The sequence below is a fragment of the Pseudoalteromonas marina genome (assembly GCF_000238335.3).
GTDB lineage: Bacteria > Pseudomonadota > Gammaproteobacteria > Enterobacterales > Alteromonadaceae > Pseudoalteromonas > Pseudoalteromonas marina.
Genome location: NZ_AHCB03000012.1, coordinates 664590 through 685082, shown reverse-complemented (window position 1 = coordinate 685082; position 20493 = coordinate 664590). Strand labels below are relative to the sequence as shown.

At 39.5% G+C, this 20493-nt stretch carries 16 protein-coding genes; 1 reads left to right on the top strand and 15 read right to left on the bottom strand.

Going from position 1 to position 20493, the window contains the following annotated elements; all coding sequences use genetic code 11:
- Positions 1 to 3 precede the first annotated feature (3 nt).
- The 15 genes from PMAN_RS18910 to PMAN_RS18840 form a co-directional block, all read right to left on the bottom strand.
- A complete protein-coding gene (locus tag PMAN_RS18910; protein ID WP_010556184.1) occupies positions 4 to 4092 on the bottom strand; it encodes a hypothetical protein in 4089 nt (1362 codons plus the stop codon).
- A gap of 308 nt (positions 4093 to 4400) precedes the next feature.
- A complete protein-coding gene (locus PMAN_RS18905; RefSeq protein ID WP_010556185.1) occupies positions 4401 to 5729 on the bottom strand; it encodes a tetratricopeptide repeat protein in 1329 nt (442 codons plus the stop codon).
- 30 nt (positions 5730 to 5759) lie between these two features.
- A complete protein-coding gene (locus tag PMAN_RS18900; protein WP_010556186.1) occupies positions 5760 to 6365 on the bottom strand; it encodes an energy transducer TonB in 606 nt (201 codons plus the stop codon).
- Positions 6366 to 6374: 9 nt separating this feature from the next.
- Positions 6375 to 6785 carry an ExbD/TolR family protein gene (locus PMAN_RS18895; protein WP_006793481.1) on the bottom strand — a complete coding sequence of 137 codons (411 nt, stop codon included), beginning with the start codon at positions 6783 to 6785 and terminating at the stop codon, positions 6375 to 6377.
- Between the two features lie 50 nt (positions 6786 to 6835).
- On the bottom strand, positions 6836 to 7363 hold the full coding sequence (locus PMAN_RS18890; protein ID WP_006793480.1) for a MotA/TolQ/ExbB proton channel family protein: 528 nt from the start codon (positions 7361 to 7363) through the stop codon (positions 6836 to 6838).
- Between the two features lie 3 nt (positions 7364 to 7366).
- Positions 7367 to 8734, bottom strand: coding sequence for a MotA/TolQ/ExbB proton channel family protein (locus PMAN_RS18885; RefSeq protein WP_006793479.1), 1368 nt, complete (start codon positions 8732 to 8734; stop codon positions 7367 to 7369).
- A gap of 10 nt (positions 8735 to 8744) precedes the next feature.
- A complete protein-coding gene (locus PMAN_RS18880; RefSeq protein ID WP_006793478.1) occupies positions 8745 to 9497 on the bottom strand; it encodes a DUF3450 domain-containing protein in 753 nt (250 codons plus the stop codon).
- Positions 9498 to 9708: 211 nt separating this feature from the next.
- A complete protein-coding gene (locus PMAN_RS18875) occupies positions 9709 to 10323 on the bottom strand; it encodes a DsbA family protein (protein WP_010556187.1) in 615 nt (204 codons plus the stop codon).
- Positions 10324 to 10331: 8 nt separating this feature from the next.
- A complete protein-coding gene (locus PMAN_RS18870; protein ID WP_010556188.1) occupies positions 10332 to 11420 on the bottom strand; it encodes a GGDEF domain-containing protein in 1089 nt (362 codons plus the stop codon).
- Positions 11421 to 11422: 2 nt separating this feature from the next.
- Positions 11423 to 13312 (bottom strand): methyl-accepting chemotaxis protein, encoded by a 1890-nt coding sequence (locus PMAN_RS18865; RefSeq protein WP_010556189.1) that lies wholly within the window; start codon positions 13310 to 13312, stop codon positions 11423 to 11425.
- A 252-nt stretch (positions 13313 to 13564) separates the two neighbouring features.
- Positions 13565 to 14815, bottom strand: a complete 1251-nt coding sequence (locus tag PMAN_RS18860) for a sugar MFS transporter (RefSeq protein ID WP_008131736.1) — start codon at positions 14813 to 14815, stop codon at positions 13565 to 13567.
- Positions 14816 to 14913: 98 nt separating this feature from the next.
- Positions 14914 to 15807 (bottom strand): substrate-binding periplasmic protein, encoded by an 894-nt coding sequence (locus tag PMAN_RS18855; RefSeq protein ID WP_010556190.1) that lies wholly within the window; start codon positions 15805 to 15807, stop codon positions 14914 to 14916.
- A gap of 157 nt (positions 15808 to 15964) precedes the next feature.
- Complete coding sequence (locus tag PMAN_RS18850) at positions 15965 to 16483, bottom strand: RNA methyltransferase (protein WP_006793471.1); 519 nt, start codon at positions 16481 to 16483, stop codon at positions 15965 to 15967.
- Positions 16483 to 16995, bottom strand: coding sequence for a YcgN family cysteine cluster protein (locus PMAN_RS18845; RefSeq protein ID WP_006793470.1), 513 nt, complete (start codon positions 16993 to 16995; stop codon positions 16483 to 16485). The genes PMAN_RS18850 and PMAN_RS18845 overlap by 1 nt, the downstream gene beginning before the upstream one ends.
- A 97-nt stretch (positions 16996 to 17092) precedes the next feature.
- A complete protein-coding gene (locus PMAN_RS18840) occupies positions 17093 to 18922 on the bottom strand; it encodes a DUF885 domain-containing protein (protein WP_010556191.1) in 1830 nt (609 codons plus the stop codon).
- 143 nt (positions 18923 to 19065) lie between these two features.
- Between PMAN_RS18840 and PMAN_RS18835 the strand changes: the two genes are divergently transcribed.
- Complete coding sequence (locus tag PMAN_RS18835) at positions 19066 to 20343, top strand: Xaa-Pro dipeptidase (protein ID WP_010556192.1); 1278 nt, start codon at positions 19066 to 19068, stop codon at positions 20341 to 20343.
- Positions 20344 to 20493 lie beyond the last annotated feature (150 nt).

Sequence of the window (20493 nt, the reverse complement as noted above, 5' to 3'; positions counted from 1 at the left end):
AGGTTAAAGACCTACTTTTACCCAACCCGCTGTCCAGTCTGTTTGTGCATCCATTGCACCAATGTAATCTACTGTATCAAAGTAGCTATCTAGGCTAGAAGAATCAAAACCTGCACCGAGTAGTAATGATTCACTTGAAGGCATGTAACCGTTACTCGCTAGTGCAAGGCTTGCAGCTGTTTGCACTGAGTTACCAGCTTGACCTAAGAACCAAGACTCAACATTGCCATCACCAATTGCTTGAGTACCAAAGTTGTTAGCTGTTTCACACGCAACCACTGAGTGAGTGATAGTAAGTGAACCGTCTTCGGCACGTGGTGCTGAATCAGAACCTACACGTAAACAGTTTGCGTAATCTGCGCCACCCGTTACCACTACGTTTTTAAGTATGCCCGCAGTACCTGCACGTAAGCGAATACCGTTTACGCCTGCGTCACCAATAATGGTTACATTAGAGATAGTAGGCATAGTAAGCGGTGATGCATCTGAATCAAATTCAGAGTTATCAGCTTCAATCGCGTTATCGCCCTCAGAGCCTGATTGTTTGATAAGTACGTATTGCGCTTTACCCGTCCAACCAAATGACCAATCTAAAGAGTCGTCACCAATATTTGTAAGCACTAAGTGGCTGATGTTTGCTGTGCCACCGAAAAACTCTACGCCGTCATCTAGGTTTTCATGAACGTGGATGTAATCTAACTCTGTTTGGCTACCTACACCAGCAAGTGATATACCGTTTAGTTCATCACCATTACCTAAAGTTTTGCCTGCTTGTTTTACAGCAACATACTTTAACGTACCTGAGTTATCTTCTGGGTCATTACCACCAAATTGGCCAGCATCACCTTCAGCAGATACACCACAGTTTGCAAGTTCATCAGCTGTCGCTTCACCTTCTTGGTCGCCACATGAGTTAGCCGGTGCATTACCTAATAATACTAAGCCGCCCCATTGACCAATCGTTGTTTCGCCACCCGTTACATCTTGGATAGATGTCATGGTGATAGGCTGAGTTGCTGTGCCTACGGCCTCAATTTTTGAACCACGACGAACAACTAAAAAGTCATCACCCGATTCACCAATTAATGTTGTACCAAACTGAACATACAATGTTGTGTTATCTGCGCGGTCATTACCAACAGCTGTACGCCCTTTTAAGATCCAATGTGCATCATTTGTTAGTGTTACATCAGCTGTGAATACCACATCTGAATTTAACTGATAAACAGGCTTATCGGTAATAGCTGGGAAACTTGCAGACACATCTGTTGCTAGCCCTTGCTCTAATGCGTTTTGGATATCAGTTGGGAAGCTAGGTTTAATAGCAACGGTCCAGCCTTCCATCCAGTTATTATCACCGTCAAACGCACCAATGTAATCGGTTTTAGTGAAGAACGAATCAAGGCCAGAGGTATCAACACCTGCACCAAGTAAAGGTGAACTCGACTTAGGTGTATATCCATCAGTTGCTAAGCTTAGGTTTGCAGCCGTGAGTGTTTGGTTACCTGTTTGGCCTTCAAACCACGATTGAACGTTACCACCAGCAATTGCTTCGCTACCGAAGTTATTATCTTCATTACAGGCTACTACTGAGTTTTCAATAGAAAGCTCACCCGATTCTGCATTTGCTACCGAGTCAGAACCTACACGTAAACAGTTTGAATACCCATCTGGGCCAGTGATAACAACATTACGAAGCACACCCGCTGTACCTGCACGTAAACGAACACCGTTAGTACCATCTGCACCTACAATAGTTACGTTAGAAATAAGTGGCTTAGTCAATGGCGTTGCATTTGAATCAAATTCAGAGTTATCAGCTTCAATGGCATTATCGCCCTCAACAGCACTTTGTTGAATGTAGATATTTTGTGCACGACCTGTCCAACCAAACGACCAGTCAAATGCGTCATCGCCAATATCAGTCAGTACAATGTTACGTACGTTTACTGTACCACCAAAAAACTCTACACCGTCGTCTAGGTTTTGATGAACCTGGATATATTCAACCTTAGTTTGTGAACCTACACCAGCAAACGAAATACCGTTTAGCTCATCGCCATTACCCAGTGTTTTACCAGCATGTTTTACAACAATGTAACGAAGAACACCTGAGTTATCATCGCTGATATCACCACCAAACTGACCTGCATCACCTTCTGCCGATACACCACAGTTAGCGAGTTCTTCTGGTGTTGTCTCACCTTGTTGGTCGCCACATGAGTTAGCAGGTGCATTACCTAGTAATACTAAACCACCCCATTGGCCAATATTTGTTTCGCCACCCGTTACATCTTGAATAGATGTCATAGTGATAGGTGCTGTTGCATTACCATTAGCGTTAATTTGTGAACCACGGCGAACAACTAAGAAATCGTCACCAGTTTCACCAATAAGCGTAGTGCCCGCTTGAACGTAAAGTGTAGTTGCATCAGCGCGATCGTTACCTACCGCAGTACGGCCATTTAAAATCCAATGTGCATCGTTTGTAAGCGTTACATCGGCTGTAAATGTTGTATCTTGTGTTAAACGGTAAACAGGCTTATCGGTAATTTGTGGAAATTCACTTGATACATTGGTCGCTAAACCCTGCTCCAATGCATTTGAAATATCTGTTGGGAAGCCACCATTAATACCTACTGTCCAACCTTCCATCCAGTTAGTTGTACCATTAAATGCACCAATTTGCCCATTGGCAATAAGCGGTGAACCCGGCAGTGGTGTGTAACCATTATCATCAAGCATTAAATCTGCTGGAGTTAGCGTTTGGTTGCCGTCTTGAGCTTCAAACCACGATTTAACATCGCCGCCATTAATCGCTTCACTACCAAAGTTGTTAGCTGTTGTTTGACATGCAACAACTGAATTAGTAATAGTTAATGTACCATCTTCTGCGCGTGGTACAGAGTCTGAACCCACACGTAAACAATTTTCATAGGTAGCTGGCCCCGTTACGAATACATTACTTAATGCGCCCGCAGTACCTGCACGTAAACGAATACCGTTGTTACCTTCAGCACCTACAATTGTTACGTTTGAAACAGTTGGCATTGTAAGTGGTGTTGCACTTGAATCAAACTCAGAGTTATCAGCTTCAATCGCATTATCTCCCACGTTTGCAGCTTGTTGAATGTATACGTTAGTTGCAGAGCCTGTCCAACCGAACGACCAGTCAAGTGAATCATCACCAATGCTGGTTAATACAACATTGCTTACATCAACTGTACCACCGAAAAACTCGATACCGTCATCAAGGTTTTCGTGTACTTGAATGTAATCAACAGTTGTTGCAGAACCTACACCGGCAAACGAAATACCGTTTAGCTCATCGCCATTACCCAGAGTTTTACCTGCTTGCTTAACGATTAAGTACTTTAATGTACCTGAGTTATCATCTGCAACATCGCCACCAAACTGGCCGGCGTCACCTTCAGCAGATACACCACAGTTAGCTAGCTCATCGGCTGTTGCTTCACCTTGTTGGTCGCCACATGAGTTAGCAGGTGCATTACCTAATAATACTAAACCACCCCATTGACCAATGGCTGTTTCACCACCCGTTACATCTTGAATAGAGGTCATAGTAATTGGCTGGCTTACCGTACCAACCGACTCAAGCTGTGAACCACGACGAACAACTAAAAAGTCATCGCCAGATTCACCAATAATTGTTGTGCCTTGTTGAATATAAAGCTTTGCGTTATCTGCACGGTCATTACCTACTGCTGTACGACCATTTACAATCCAATGCGCGTCGTTTGTAAGTGTTGCATCGGTAGTGAACGTTGTATCTGCTGTTAAACGATACACTGGCTTATCAGTAATTTCCGGAAATTCGCTTGATACGTCTGTGGCTAAGCCTTGAACAAATGCGTTATCAACAGTGGTAGGGAAACCAGTTGTGCCGTTTTGTGAATCATCACGAGATGACGTTTCACCGCCTGTGTCTGAGCCGCCTTCAACAACGTTTGTTATTGTATCGCCTTCGTTAATTGTTGTGTCGCCTTCAGATACTACTAAGTCACCACCACAACCCGCTAAAGATACTGCAGTTGCAATCAAACTAACTTTGAATAAGTCAGATAATTTCATTGTTCACTCCGTTAAAGTATTTAATTATTTTGTTAGCGCTTTATAAAAACTCAAGTCACTTTAAAGCACTTAATAATGCGTTAAGGTCACTTGAGTTATCAGCAGGGCTTACCTTACGGGAGCTATATGACACTGGAGTTACACTTTAATAAACATAACATGACAAAACTATATTATTAAAATTCAACAGCTTAATTGCTACAGCAATAAAAAAAGCCGACTCAATTATTATTGAGCCGGCTTGCGTAGTGCGATTATGAAATTGATATTACAAGCACCAACGAAGTAGTGACTTGTTGTTTTAAAATTTAAAGCAGAGCGGTTCTTAACGTTTCAGCATGTACTTTTTCACGTTTAACATACTTAATCCATTGCTTAGCCAAACGCTGTGATTTTTTGTGTTTTTCAGCTTGTTCAAACGCTAAAATAGACGCATCGAAATTTTGCAAATTGTACTGCGCCATACCCAGTGCGACAAAGGCATTTGACTCAAAATCAAGTCCACCTTTATCAAGCGCTTTACGCGCTGAATCAGCAGCATCTTCATAGTGCTCTGTATTAACATACACCTCAGCTAAACGCTGATCGTATTGCCCATGATCTGATAAATCGGCGGCTTTAACAAAATACTCTATCGATTTTTCATCTTCTTTTGCTTGGATCATCGCCTCGGCAACAAACGCATAGTTTTTAGCTGTTTTTTCGGCAATGCCATTATCTATTGCTTTACTCATAACTTCTGCCGCTTTAAAAGCAAGTCCATTGTATAAGTAAACTTGAGCAAGTTGGCGTAAGTCGGCTCTTGATGTTAAAAACCCTTGCTGATAGGCAGCTTCAATAACAGCTAATTGCTTCTTCTCATGCCCTGTTTCACCATACATACCCGAAAGCTGTACCCAGTATTCTGGTTTATCATAAAGCTTAACCATGCGTTCAAGTACTTCAACCACTTTGTTAGTTTGATTTAGTGAATAAAACATAGCGCGCTGTAATACAAGCCAGTTTTCTTTTGGGGTTTTACCTTCGTCATCACTTAATGAAATAACTTTAGTGATGTAGTCTAGGCCTTGCTTATAGTCTTTTAACTGGTAATACGTTTGTGCACGAAGTAAGTAATACCCTTCAGGTATTGGCTGAGTGTTAATCTCATCCCAGTTATCCAAAAAGGCAATGACTTTATCGTAATCGCTGTTTGCCATTGCAAGCTGCGCTAAACTAAAAGTGGTGCTTAAACGCAATGTTTCAGGGATCCCTTCTTCTGCCACAACGCGTTCAAATGAAGCTATCGCTTTTGGTAAGTCATTTTGATTGTAGTAAATGAACCCGTAAAAATTATGCATCATGGCTATTTCGTACGAGTTCATACTTGAAGAACGTTCATTAATGCTATCGAGCGCTTCAAGTCCAGCTTTTACATCGCCATCGTCTGCCAATTTTTGTGCGCGAGCCAGTTGGCTGTATACTTTTTCACGAAGCGCAGGAACGCGTTTTGTTTTTTGCTCCTGCGCCGCTTGAGCACTTGCAATTGATACGCCAGGTAACAAAGTTAGTGCACTGGGTGTAACAATACTGAACCCTATCGCAGTGGTACAAAGTAGTGTTACTTTTAAAAGTTTAGTTTTGGTTAATAATTTCATAATCGCCTCACGGTCTTTTCTAGTTAGCTACTATCCGCCAATTTGAAAAGATATTTTGTTCTGAACACCCGCTACTTCAACAGCTTCACCGTTGACAACACGCGGTTTATATTTAAATTTAAGAGCAGCGTCCATTGCAGCCCGATCAAATAACGACTCAGGCTCTGCTTTTAATACTTGCGGGTCGCGAACGGTACCTTGCTTTGTTACAGTAAATTCAACAATCACATACCCTTCAATACCGCGCGATAGCGCACGACGCGGATAAACCGGTGCAACTTTTACAATGGGTAAATACTCGCCATCGCTCGTTTCCAGTGCTAATCCACCCGCCAGGTTCACTTCGGCGTCAACATTAGCACCAAAGTCAAAGTTGTTAGCGTTGGCATTAGCATCACTACTTTGCATTTGTGGCGACTCCATTGGTGGTGGCGGCTCTTTTGGCGTAGGTGGCTTTTGTGGTTTACGCTCTTTCTTTTGAACACTTTCTTCTTTTTTCAAACGAACAAAATCAAGTACATTGCCTTTAGCTGGTTCGCTCATTGCCCCTTCACCGCCGGTTATAAGTGCTTGCATGCCCAAAAACAGCATAAACGTGACTACACCGGCAATAATTAATGCTACTAAATAACGCATTACTTACCCTTACGCTTCTTGAGCCGCAATTGAAACATCAAACACACCTGCAGCGCGTGCGGCATCCATTACTTTAATTAACGTATCGGTGGTTGCTTTTTTATCGGCTTGAATTACAACGCTACCTTGTGGGTTTTCAGCTTTTAAGCGTTCAATATTTGCCTGCACTGCACGAACATCTATTTGGCGTTTGTTAATCCAAATTTCACCCTTATCTGAAATAGCAACTAATATATTGGCTCTTTCTTTTTTAACCGCAGTTGCGGCTTCTGGCCGGTTTACGTCAATGCCTGCTTCTTTAACAAATGAAGCTGTTACAATAAAGAAGATAAGCATAATAAATACAACATCTAGCATGGGTGTCATGTTTATTTCTTCAGCTTCATCTTCTTGCATTAAATTACCTAAAGGCGCTCTCATTTTTATTCTCCTGATATGAGCGGGTATGTTTAGCCGCTCATAAAACTTATTTAGTGATCTAGCAACATGCTATCTTCAAGTAGTTCTACTTCACGTTTGGCTTTACGTTGTAAGTACGTTGAGGCAAATACACCAGATAATGCCCCTACCATACCCGCCATTGTAGGGATTGTGGCTTTAGATACACCTGACGCCATAGAGCGCGCACTTCCGGTGCCTGTTATAGCCATTACATCAAACACTTCAATCATGCCCGTTACTGTGCCAAGCAACCCAAGTAGTGGGCACAAAGCCACCATGACATTGATAAGCGGAAGGTTTGCATTTAAACGCATACTTGCTCGCGAAATCATAGCTTGGCGTATTTGCTCAGCATTCCAACTATTGCGTTCGTTACGCGTTGACCATGTTCCTTTAATGCTATTTTTGTATCCGCGAAACCCGTTGAAAAAGTATATAAATCGCTCGAGTATCAATAACCACATCGCGAAGATTAACACCCCAATGACCAAGAGGACTTGGCCACCGGTGTCGAGAAAATCACGGATAGCATTGATTGAGTCAATCAATAGCACCATGGTTTATTCTCCCTTCTCGCTTCGCTCAGCAATGATACCTGCGCTTTGCTCTTGTAAAATAAGCAGTAAGCCTTTTGAACGCGTGTTTAGTAATGTGTATATAAACACTGTTGGGATTGCCACAACTAAGCCAAGTACGGTCGTAACTAGTGCCTGAGAAATACCACCAGCCATTAGTTTAGGGTCGCCAGTACCAAATAATGTGATTGCTTGGAACGTGTTGATCATACCGGTAACTGTACCTAGCAAGCCAAGTAATGGGGCAACAACAGAGATGATTTTTATAAGCGTTAAGTTACGTGTGATTTTTGGCATTTCACGTAAAATTGCTTCACTTAATTTAAGCTCTAACGTGTCGTAAGCAACATGTGGGTAGTCGTCTTTTACTTTCATTACACGACCTAGCGGATTGTCGTCACGCGCTACTGAATCTTTTAATTGGCGACGAATTTTCCCACCAACAAGTAACAATGAAATAAAGCGCTCAATTGCAATTAATAAAGCAAGCAAACCAACACCTAAAATTACATAACCAACCGCACCACCTTGATGAACTTGCTCTGATGTATCTGGTGCTTGAACAAGTAAGCCTAAAATAGAGCCTCCTGTTGGGTCTAATGCAAACTGTACAACACCACTTTTAGCATCTTGTAAGTCAGCAGCTGTAGCAGTATAACGAGACACTGGTTGGCGAGTAAGCGCGCTCAGCGTGTTTGTTCCTGGGTTATATTCTAAGTATTGACCCTGTGAAATTAAGTTAAAGGCACCAACACGAACAACTTCTTGCTCTGCTTTATTTCCACCTTCAACAATAACTGAAGTATTAAAGCGACTGACTTTACCTTGCTCAGTCATTTCACGTTGCAGCTCGTACCACACCTTTTCAATATCTTCTATTGAAGCAAGCTTAGACGTTGAACCCATTTTTTGAGCTAACTCGTCCATAAAGTCACTACGGCCCGGTAATTCTGCTGATACAACCGAAGTAGCAAACTTATTGCTAGAGTCCCCAGCGACTTGCTGTAATACCCCAAATAACTCTTTAAGTGATCCCATTCGCTTAGATAAGGTATCGGTTAAGTTTGCTAGTTTAACTTCGTTTTCTTCAAATTGTGTTTCAAGGCGCTCTGATTCAACAAGCATTTGGTTACGCTTTGCAGTTGTATCATTTAACATTTGAACTTGCTGGTTTTGGCGAGAAGTAAACTCCTGCTCTCGTTGTTTATTTTGCGCACTTTGAACGGTCTTGCCGTTTTCTAATGTTTTTAATAATGAATCAAGATCCATTGTTTCTGCCGCAGTGCTAACGCCTGCAAAACCGAGGCTTGTAACAAACAATGCCATTTTTGTCATTTGAGTAAACAATTTCATTTTTAACCTCTTATTCTGCTGCGTGTACTGGCAGAGTTAGCATATCTGGGGCAAGTTGCTTGCGCGCAATACGTAAACCTTTGTTGATTTGACTAATTGTTGAATCTGGTAATGTTTCAAACGTTTTAGTCTCTGTGTTGTAGCTACCAGCGTGTTTACCATCACGTGTTAAGTAAATCAGCTCTAATCGGCCAATGCGTAAAAAGTCAACTTCACGCTCTTTACCGTTTACATCTAACAATGCGGTGTAAGCTTCAATAGTGCGCCCGTAGTCTACCTCTACTTGGTAAGCTTCTAGCACACGACGAAATTTTTCACTCGAGGTGATATCAGCGCGGTCCATCATGGCTTTCAGTGATACTAAACGCTTAGCGCGCTCGTCTTGCAAAAAGGGAATGTCTAACGATACAAACTGCTCAAGACCTGTGATCATTCGCATCATAAGTGGTGTAATTTGGCGCTCAATAATAGAAACCTGATCCATTGATAGGTTAAGCGATTCCATTTCTTCAATTTGATTATTAAGCTGTTTATTTAACTGCGCGTTATAAACAGCTAAACCGTCAATCTCTTTATTGAGCGTTTTAAATTGCTGTAAACGTCCTTGCATTGAATCTGCAATCTTGTCTATTTTTGTTTGTGATTGCGCAGCTGATTTATTAATTTCGCTGCTTTTATCAATAACCTTATCTAAATCGTTAGCGTGTACTGCTGCACTTGCGGCCACAATACCAGCTAAGATTAATGGTTTAACGCCTTTCATCGCATACACCTTTACTCGTTAATTAGCGGATTTGCTAGGTTGTATTTCAAGCCAATAAACAGAGCTTTAGTGGCTTGAATAATTCAATGAAGGGAAGTTTATAGATAAAAGATGACAAGGATGTTGCGCAAAAAAGTCGCTTTTATGACAGCTGTCATAATCAGGACTTATAGCAGAATAAAGACGGTCGAAGCGTTAAAATTAACGCTGCCTAATCAATAATATTTAAAATTTGGCTGTAAGTGCTTTGCCAGTCTGTGTAATTAACGCCAATAGGATAGTAGCTGTTGTTATGAATAAGTACCAAGGAAGGAAAGCCATTAATAGGCAACGCATTAACAAATGCCAACTCGTCACTCAATTCATTATTTAATGATGAGCTGACTAATTCATTTGCAAATCCCTCTTTATCTAAACCAATGCCTTGAGCAAGCGCTACTAAGGTGGCTTCATCAGAAGGGTTTTGCGCATTTAAATAGTAAGCACGCTGGATTGCTTCTATCATTTGCACTTCTTTATTGGTTTTACGCGCGATCAGAGCTGCTCTACAAGCCGGGTAAGTAGAACGTCGAGGTTCGCAATTACGCCAAAAGTCATAATTAAACTGGGTACCTAATTGCTTTTGTATTTTATGCCACGTACCTTCAAGCATTTCTTTCATTGCTTTTGGCATAGGCTGCTGACTATCGGCAGCTAAGCCGCCCACTTTATATTCAACAATAATTTTATGCTCAAGTTGTTCTTTTAATTTTAGCCACGTAGGTGCATAGCCCCAACACCAACTACACATTGGATCGTGTATATAAATTAACTTACTTTGAAACATAACAACTCCTACATAAAAGCTGAAACAACTTTATTTCGACCCGTTTCCTTTGCTTTATAAAGGCATCGATCGGCTTGTTTTAAAGCATCATTGTAATCTGATAGTTTATTTACTTGTGCTACACCTATGCTACAGGTAAGTGCTACGTTTTTACTATCAACATTCAAAAGTGTTGTATTGGCAACACTTTCTCTAAAGTTGTTAGCAATGTGCTCTGCAGTTTGAATAGTCGCTTTTGGGAGAATTACCACAAACTCTTCACCACCATAACGCGCTTTTATTGAATCGCTGCTGAAGTGTGACTCAAGCATTTTAGTAAATTCTATTAGGACAGTATCACCACAATCATGACCATAGTTATCATTAATGGATTTAAAGTGATCTAAGTCCAAAAGTAAAATTGAGAACGGTAAATAATTATCGGGATTATCGCTAACCAGCTTAAAAAAATGAGATGTAACAAAACGCCTATTGGCAGCCCCTGTTAGCTGATCGGTATACGCATCCTTTTTTTGTGCCAAAGTTATTTCAGCAATAGATTGATGGCTTTTATATCTAAAAAATTCACCAATCAACGAAAAAATAAACACCAAACTAAACGAAGCCATAAAACGTGATTTTTCTACAAAACCGTAATCGACCTGCCCAAAATTAGGGCCGTATAATAGCCCTAAACAGCAGACCAATAAAAACCCACTAAGCCATAACCCTAATTTAACACCGAGAGTAGCAAAGGTAACAACTGGATAAAACATAAGCCAATACAACGCAGTGTTCTCTTTACCACCTGTGTAAATAAGCGCAATACACATAATAAAAATGATTAGCATGGTTATTAAAGACACAACCTCTAGCTTACCGGTTTTGAAGAAGTAAACAGTGCAGGCAATGATCGTCATATTAGCAACGAGCAAAGCCACACTTAAGATGGGCGAATACACATCATAATTAGATAGAAGTAAAAAACCCAATATAAGAATAGCAAAGGCTATCATTGTAAATAATGAAAGTGCTTGACGCTGCCTGTCTGAGTTGTAAACGCTATCTATGTTAATTAAATTGCGCCAATTTGACTTAGCTAATTTTTCCTCTTCCATATCTATACTCTAAACTTTTTAACCATTTGTTCTAAATCACCGAATTGTTGCCTCAGTTTTGTACATTCGTTTAGAGTATTATTTAGGTTGGTTTTACTTTGAATAGATAGTTCGCTGATAGTTTGTATATCTGCATCTAATGATTTAACAACTTGATTTTGTTCTTCTGTAGCGCCCGCAACGGCATGGTTAGCAGCACTTATTTGTTTTATATCCTCTATGACTTGCTGCATTAATTCTCCAACTGCATCAGCTTCTGACACGCTTTTTTCACTGCCTTGCAAACTTGTTTTCATTAACTCCACAGCCAAAGTTGACCCTTTTTGCAATTCTATGACTGTTTCTTCTATCTCTTGCGTTGATTCTTTGGTGCGATGAGCTAATTGTCGAACTTCATCAGCCACTACTGCAAAACCACGTCCGGCTTCACCTGCACGAGCTGCTTCAATAGCCGCATTCAATGCAAGTAAGTTGGTTTGTTCACTCACGCCTTTAATCACTTCTAAAACATTACCAATGCTTTCTGTATGTGCATTTAAGCTATTAATAGTTTGTTGAGCTTGCACTATATTGGCAGATAGCTCATGGATCCCAGCAACATTATTGCTTAATATTTCTTGGTTTTGTGTAGAGTGCTTATTCGCATCTTTTGCAAGTGTTGATGCGTCAGATGCACTATTGAATATATCTGATGTCATCCCTGTAAATTGATTAATTGCAGCTGCAACGCTATCAGTACGCATACTTTGATCGTCATACATCGCAAGTGAAGAATGAGTTTGTGATAGCAGACTGGCTATTACGCCATCAAGAAGTATTGTTGTATTTTTAACTTGTTCGATTGATGATTGAATTTTTTCAATAAACACATTGAATGAATGACTTAGCTCACCAAACTCATCGTCATTTTCTATCTCTAAACGGCGTGTTAAATCACCTTCTCCCTGTGAAATATCTTTTATAGCGTCATTTAACCGATTCATTGGACGCATTAAATAACGAAGTAAAAATTGCATTAAAATTACAATGACGATTGTACCCACAATTAAGTAAATAAATGCCGTTTCACCAAAACTAGATACACTAGCAAATGCTTTTTGTTGATCAATAACAACCCCTAAATACCAATTTACATTTTCAATACCACGTATTTTATTAAACGAAACTAATTTAGTTTCGCCAGCTATTTGATATTCAACAAACTCGCTACTAAGTAATGGTTGGGTGCCAAATAACTCAGCGATATTTTTTAGGTTAACATTGCTTTGTGGGTGACTTAATATTTGGCCGCTGTCATCGAGTAAAAAACCATAACCCAGCCCTAAAAAATCAATATTATTAATAATTTCTGTCACAGTTTGCATATCAATATCAGCACCAGCAACACCAACAAAACGGTCATTTTGGTTTATAGGCACAACAGCAGATATCGTTAACTCGTTAGTTGTTACATCAATATAGGGAGTAGTAAAGGCAGTATTGGTTTTGTTTTCGACTAGCTTATACCAAGGACGTGATGTTGCATCAAAATCTGGCGGTAAAACAATGCTTTGATCATTTAAAATAAAATTACCGTTAGATTGGCCAATATAGGTGTTTTTAAAACTACCTGCTAACCCTGCTGTGTTTAATTGTAGTAATGTAAGCGTACTTGGATCTGATGGTTGGTGGGTTTTAGCAAACGCACTAACAATGGCCAGCTTTGCATTTAACCAGCTAGCTATATTTTGAGAAACAGATTCTGAGTTTTGTTGCAACACGAGAGCAAGCTGATTTTGTGTTTGGTTTTTTAAGGTAAAGTAGTTATTTACAGTGAATAACCCTAATACCAAAACGAGTACAACAGACGCTGCTATTGTGACTTTTGTCGTAAACTTGAATGCCCCAAACATAAATGCCCTTTAATTTATTTTTAGCATTCTAGTTTTAGCAAATAATGTGAGCATTGTCTTAGCTATTTTCGGTTTTTCCGAAAATAGCAGCTAAAAACAATGAAAAAGGACTAGATAAACTTAATTACAAATTTTAAGTAGTTAATTTTACATAAATAATGTTCAATAGATAAAACAATTTGGAATGTTCCATATAAAAAGAAAATAATAATGACTGAATACGTATTCAGCCATTATCATTCATTACATTTTTTACCATTTTTTAGCTAAACGAACAGCATTTAAACCATACCAAGCTATAAATACGTAACATACCATAGGCACGAAAAAGCTATCTTGAATATTTACGGTATCGGCAATATACCCTTGTAGTAAAGGTACTAATGCACCACCTACAATCGCTAAACATAGCCAACCAGAGCCTTTACTGGTTAACGGGCCTAATTTTTCAATCGCAACAGAAAATATAGTTGGAAACATAATTGAATTAAACAACCCGATTGCCAATACTGAATACAAAGCGACATCACCTTGTGTAAAAATAGTGATTAATAACAACGCAATAACACTGATAGCATTAAAGGCAATTGCTTTAGAAGGCGCAATTTTTTGTAACAACGCAGAGCCTACAAAACGCCCAACCATTGCTCCGCCCCAATAATAACTAATAAGTGCCGCAGCAGCATGCTCTTCAAGCCCAGCAATGTGTGCTTCACCAAAGTAATTAACTAAAAAGCTACCTATAGCTACTTCACCGCCTACATAACAAAATATTGCTACAACCCCCATAGTAAGGTGAGGTGCTTGCATTAAAGAGCGAGTTTCGGTGTCTGTACTGTCTTCCTTATGGGCTTCAATTTCAGGTAACTTTATAAATGCAAACACAATGGCAATTAATAAAAGTGCTGCAGCCAACATTAAATAAGGCACTTTTACTGATTCTGCCGATGCAGCAGACGCAGCCAATGTACCAGCAGTACCGAAAAAGAGAATACCTCCTACGTAAGGCCCTACTGTAGTACCCAAGGCATTAAGCGCTTGTGCTAAGTTTAATCGTGAAGAGGCGGTTTTATCAGGACCAAGAGCCGCAACGTATGGATTAGCTGATACTTGCAATACGGTTATACCAGCAGCAAGCACGAACAATGCGCCTAAAAACAACCAATACTCATGCACTACTACTGCAGGGTAAAAAAGCATACAACCAATCGAAGCAATAATAAGCCCCGTTAAAATACCTTTTTTATAACCAAGCTGTTTAACTAAAATACCAGCGGGAATAGATACAATGAAATAGGCACCAAAAAAGCAAAACTGCACTAGCATTGCCTCAAAGTAGCTAAGATCAAATACGCCTTTTAATCGTGGAATCAATACATCATTTAATACTGTAATAAAACCCCATAAAAAAAACAGGGTTGTCATTGCAGTTAGGGGAAACAGATAATTTTTGTTGTGCTGTTTATTAACGCCATAATCGTGATGTGTGTTCAGTGTGCTCATTTTTATTTTCACTCCATTAACAAGTTAAACTGATTCTACATTGTTAATAAGTTGTTTGGGCACAAGGTGATTAGAACGTTCCAAATCATCATGCATATTCAAACTGCACATTCTTCTGAAACAGTATTGATTAAACGCTCAGTTTCACCGCTATTAGAAAATATATATAAGGCTTGATTTATATCATCTAGCACTCCAAGCCAGTTAGGTGTTAGCTTACTTATAGCAAAATACAATGAGTTATAATGGAGTGGTTTGCCATCTTGCTCAACAGCATTAAGCAGTGCTATTTTTTCACTTTGGTTAAGCTCAGAAAACGTAACTGAATGGGTTAACACCGAAGGATCGCCTATAATAAGATCGACCCGCTTGGCAAAAAGTAATTGCATTAACTGCAAATCGTTTACCGCACTAATAACTTTAAACTCTTCATTATCCATCATGGCATCAAATTCAGGCGTGTTTTGATATCCTCTTACAACACCTATTGTTGAGCCTTTTAATGAGTTTAGATTACCTGTAAAAATACCAGGTGCGTTTTTTCGCTTTAGAAATACAATATTTCCACCTTGAAACGAATTTGAAATACCAAGCAGCTCTCTTCTCATTTTATTATTAACATAGTCTGAAGGCGCAGTGTCTTCAATAAAGTACTCAGGCATTAAAATATCGGCTTTTCCAAGTTCCGCATTACGCACAGCTCTTGCCCAAGGTAAAAATTCTAAATAAACGCTGTAACCCTGACTATTAAGAACAGCAACGGCAAAATGATAGACCCACCCTTTGTTACATAAGTCGTTACTTATATAAGGCGGCCAATCTAAAGTAACAATATGTAATGTGCGTTTACTATTTGGGGCGCTATATAAAAGCCCCGATTTATAACGCTGCCCTTCTACAGTTTTAAGGCTATTTTTATGAATGAAGGTTACGCTTTGACTCGCGAAACTAAAACAACTAATAAAGGACAACAAAAAGACTACAATGCGCATAATAAAGCTATCGTCAAACTAATAGTCAGTTAAGTGTAGGCGTTATTTACACTTTTGAAGGAGAAATAAATCTAGAGAATGAAAAATTGGTAGAACGTGAAATTGAATATAGACAGTGTCTAATGCCAACTAGCAGATTTAATTGGCATTACAAAAGTTATAAAGCAGGTTTAACCCATTTCATTTTATTATTGGTGTCACGCGAACTTATTATTGTGTCATCACTGCTTTTAACACCACCTAATTTAGAAAGCCTATCGTAAAGTACTACATTACAGGTTGCAGCTAAGTTCATACACCCTATAGTAGGAATGTAAACTACTTCATCGCACCACTTTAGTACGTCTTTAGGAACAGAACCGTCTTCTGGGCCCAAAACATAAAATGCATTTTCTGGGTGCTTAAATTCAGGGAGCGGTGTAGCCCCTTCAATTAACTCAACAACAACAACGGTTGCCCCTTCAGGTTTTACTTTTTCTAGGCTATCAGTAGAGGTTAATGGAATACGTTCAACCACATTTTTAGTATCGGTATGAAATTTTTGCGCATTAAGGTATCGATTACCCGTAAAATAAACCTGCTTTGCGTCGTAACACCCAGCAGCTCGTAACACACCGCCAACGTTAGTAGGGCTCTTCGGGTTTATTAAACCAATACTCGCTTTTAACTTGCTCATTAATCGCAATCCTTTGTTGGCCACTCAGCAATGTATAAATCAAAATCATCTAATTTTACATTACTGTCTTTGACTGTTTTATCTTTTACTGAAATACCGAGATCATGCATAAGTGTTTTATCGCCGTTATTTAATAACGGGTGCCACGAAGCTAAACCACGCCCTTCATGCAGGCGGCGGTAACTGCAGCTCTGCGGCATAAAGAAAATATCTTTAAGGTTTTCTTTGGTTAGTTTTACGCAAGAAGGGACAAGTGTTTGGCGGTTTTCGTATTCGCTACACCCACAGGTATTATTATCTAAATACTGACAAACAATATTTGTGAAAATGAGCTGTTCACCTTCACGTAGCTGATCTGTGGGGGAAAAATCGTCTTCGTCTTCACTATCTATAAACGTATTTAAACAACATTTACCACAGCCATCGCAAATAGCTTCCCATTCATTTTGGCTCATTTCGCTCAAGCTTTTTGTAAGCCAAAACTGTGTATTTGCTAACTGTTGATCAAACATAGTGTTCTCGCGCCCTTTTTAGAGCGCGCATTCTAACGTATTGCACTAAATGGCGCAAAGCGAATACCTTAAATTGATAAGCACTTTACGCTATTAATTAACGCTGGGTTTTCACCCAACGCTTTATTTTTTTCTCCAAAATAGGCATAGGTAATGCGCCATCTATTAATATTTGCGTATGAAACGCTTTAATATCAAATTGAGAACCTAGCTCTTTTTTACAATAATCGCGAAGTTCTTTAATTTTAAACTCCCCTAATTTGTACGAAAGTGCTTGCCCTGGCCACGCAATATAACGCTCAACCTCTGCCACTACATCGCTCTCAGCCATTGATGAATTAGCAAGCATGTATTGTATACCTTGCTCGCGCGTCCACCCTTTTGCATGAAAACCAGTATCGAGTACTAAACGCATTGCCCGTAATTGCTCGTCAGCCAAACGCCCATACCACATATACGGATCGGTAAATAATCCAAGCTCTTTTCCTAAACTTTCTGCATACAGTGCCCACCCTTCAGCAAAAACCGTATACCCACCAAATTTACGAAAATCAGGTAAACCGTCTATTTCTTGTTGAAGAGCAATTTGAAAATGATGACCAGGTGCCGCTTCATGAATCGAGAGTGTTTCGAGTAAAAACTTAGGTTGTGCTTTTAAATTAAAAGTATTGATATAAAAAATACCCGGACGTGAACCATCTGGTGCTGGGGCTGCATAAGAAGCACCCGCCGCAGACTGAGCACGATAAGCCTCTACTGGTTTAACAATGTAAGGCGCTTTAGGGGCCACATCAAATAACTGCGGTACTCTAGCATCAATTTTTTTCTTCACATTTTCGTACGCTTCAATAAGCTCATCAGCGGTATTAAAGTAGAACTCATCTGAATCACGCAAGTGGGTAAAAAATGCGGGCAAATCGCCGTCAAAGCCAACGGTATGTTTTACCTTTTTCATTTCGCTTAAAATACGTGATACTTCGCTTAAACCAATATTGTGAATTTCGTCAGCAGATAAGTTAAGCGTTGTGTTTTTCTTTATTTGGTATTCGTACCAAGCTTTACCATTAGTAAAATCACTGTAGCCTACTGACACACGACTACTAGGTATATAATCGTTAATTAAAAATGTGTGCATGCTTTGATAAGCCGGCACTAATTGCTTCATGATTAAATCGCGGTATTGCGCTGTTATTTCTTGTTTTTGCTCAACTGTAAACGAATTTGGTAAGTTTTTTATAGGTCCCCAAAACAGTGAATCTTCAGCCTTATTTACAACATGCGCACTAAATTGTGGGGCTAACTTTTTTGCAAGTGGCAAAGGTAAAACAATATTTTGTTTTATACCTTCAGCCATAGAAAGCTCAACACTTTTAAGCCATTTGATATAGCCATCACTACGTTTTAAAAAATTATCGTAATCCTGTACTGTTTTAAAAGGTTGTGCACTTTGCCCAGAGCCAAATCCAGCAAACACATTATGTGCTCCCGACATTTGATTAATAGGCAGAAAGTAGCTTGGAAATTGCATCCCCTCGAGGTTAAGTGCAAGGTCACGTTTTAAAATCTCATAACTTAATAACGCTTGCCCTGTTAATTGTTGTGAATCAATGTAAGCAAGGCGTTGTTGATACTTTTTATAAAAAACCGCCTTTTTGTTACGATTTGTCGCTGAAATTGCAGGAGTGAACTGATCATTAAATTCATTTTTACCGCTATATGTTGCCATTATTGGCGAAAATGCAAGCGACTCGTTGTAGTATTGGTCAGCAAGCACGTCTAATTGCTGCTCGGCAGATAATTCTGAAACCACAGCATTTATAGATGATGAAACCGGTTTACTATTATTTTGTTGAGACGTTGTGCTACTACACCCCATTAGCGCACCTATCACTGAAGTAGCGACCAGTGCTAATTTTAATAATTTCATATTAATCCTTATAAAAAACTCAGCTCGATTATGAGCTTTAAATTAAGCTAAATAAAGTAGTAACTTAGTCGTTATTTTATTGCACTTTTACTTGAGCTTGGTAAAGTCAAAACAACGTAACTTTCATATAAAAGAATTAAAAAGTGAAAAAGCACCTATTATCAGCCTCAATAGCCATATTATGTTTGAGCAGTCTACCTGCCCAGGCAGTCACCTACATTTCTGCAAAAGCCATGTTAGATGTAGAGAATGGCACACTCATTCAATCGCCATTAATTACTATTGATGATGGTGTGATCACCTCAATAGAACGTAATAAAAAGCCGCAACTAGGTAAAAATGATGAACTTATTAACCTGCCACAGTTAACACTAGTCCCTGGATTGATGGACATGCATGTACACTTAACGAGTGATCCTACTGTTTCTCGTAGTGAGCGCTTGGGTCAATCAATCCCACGCATGGCAGTTAAATCAGCTTATTTTGCTAAAAAGACCCTTGAAGCAGGTTTTACTACCGTAAGAAATGTAGGCGCAGATGGTTATAGCGTTATTGCGGTGCGGGACGGTATTAATGCGGGTGACATTGTAGGTCCACGAATTTGGGCTGCAGGTCCTTCACTGGGTATAACTGGCGGGCACTGTGACAATAACCGTTTACCGCCTGAGCTAAAATATACTTCAGCAGGTGTTGCAGACGGACCATGGGCGGTTAGAACAAAAGTACGTGAAAACATAAAGTATGGTGCAAACGCTATAAAGTTTTGTGCTACAGGTGGTGTTTTTTCAAAGGGTACCAAAGTAGGTGTACAACAATATTCGCTTGAAGAAATGAAAGCCATTGTTGAAGAAGCGCACATGCGCGACCTGCCCGTTGCAGCACATGCACACGGCACAAGCGGCATAAAAACAGCCATCATCGCAGGTGTTGACAGCGTAGAACACGCAAGCTTTTTAGACGATGAAGCCATAGCCCTGGCTAAAGAACATGGCACTTGGCTTTCTATGGATATATACAACACAGAATACACATTAAGCTTTGGCGAACAAAATGGTGTAGACGAAGAAAACCTAAACAAAGAACGCCAAGTTTCTAAAAAACAAAGAGATAGCTTTAGCCGAGCTGTGAAAGCTGGTGTGAACATGGTATTTGGAACCGACGCTGCCATCTACCCACATGGTGATAATGCAAAGCAATTTTCACGTATGGTTGAATTTGGCATGACTGAACTGCAAGCTATTCAATCAGCGACCATTAACAGCGCTAAACTGCTGAAAATGCATAACAAACTAGGGCAAATAAAAACGGGATATGCCGCCGATATTATCGCTGTTGAAGGAAACCCATTAGAGAACATTTCAACATTAGAGCAAATACCGTTTGTGATGAAAGCTGGTATTGTTTATAAAACTGAAAAATAAAATTTAAATCTAAGTTAAGGCCGGCTTTATAGTGTTAGCCTTTACTTTTAACGTTAAAATTCATTAAATTTTAATTCTCAATCCTAAAAACACTAAAATTAAAAGCTCAGTAAAACAATGTGTTAAAGCTTTAATAGCATTGTTTTACCT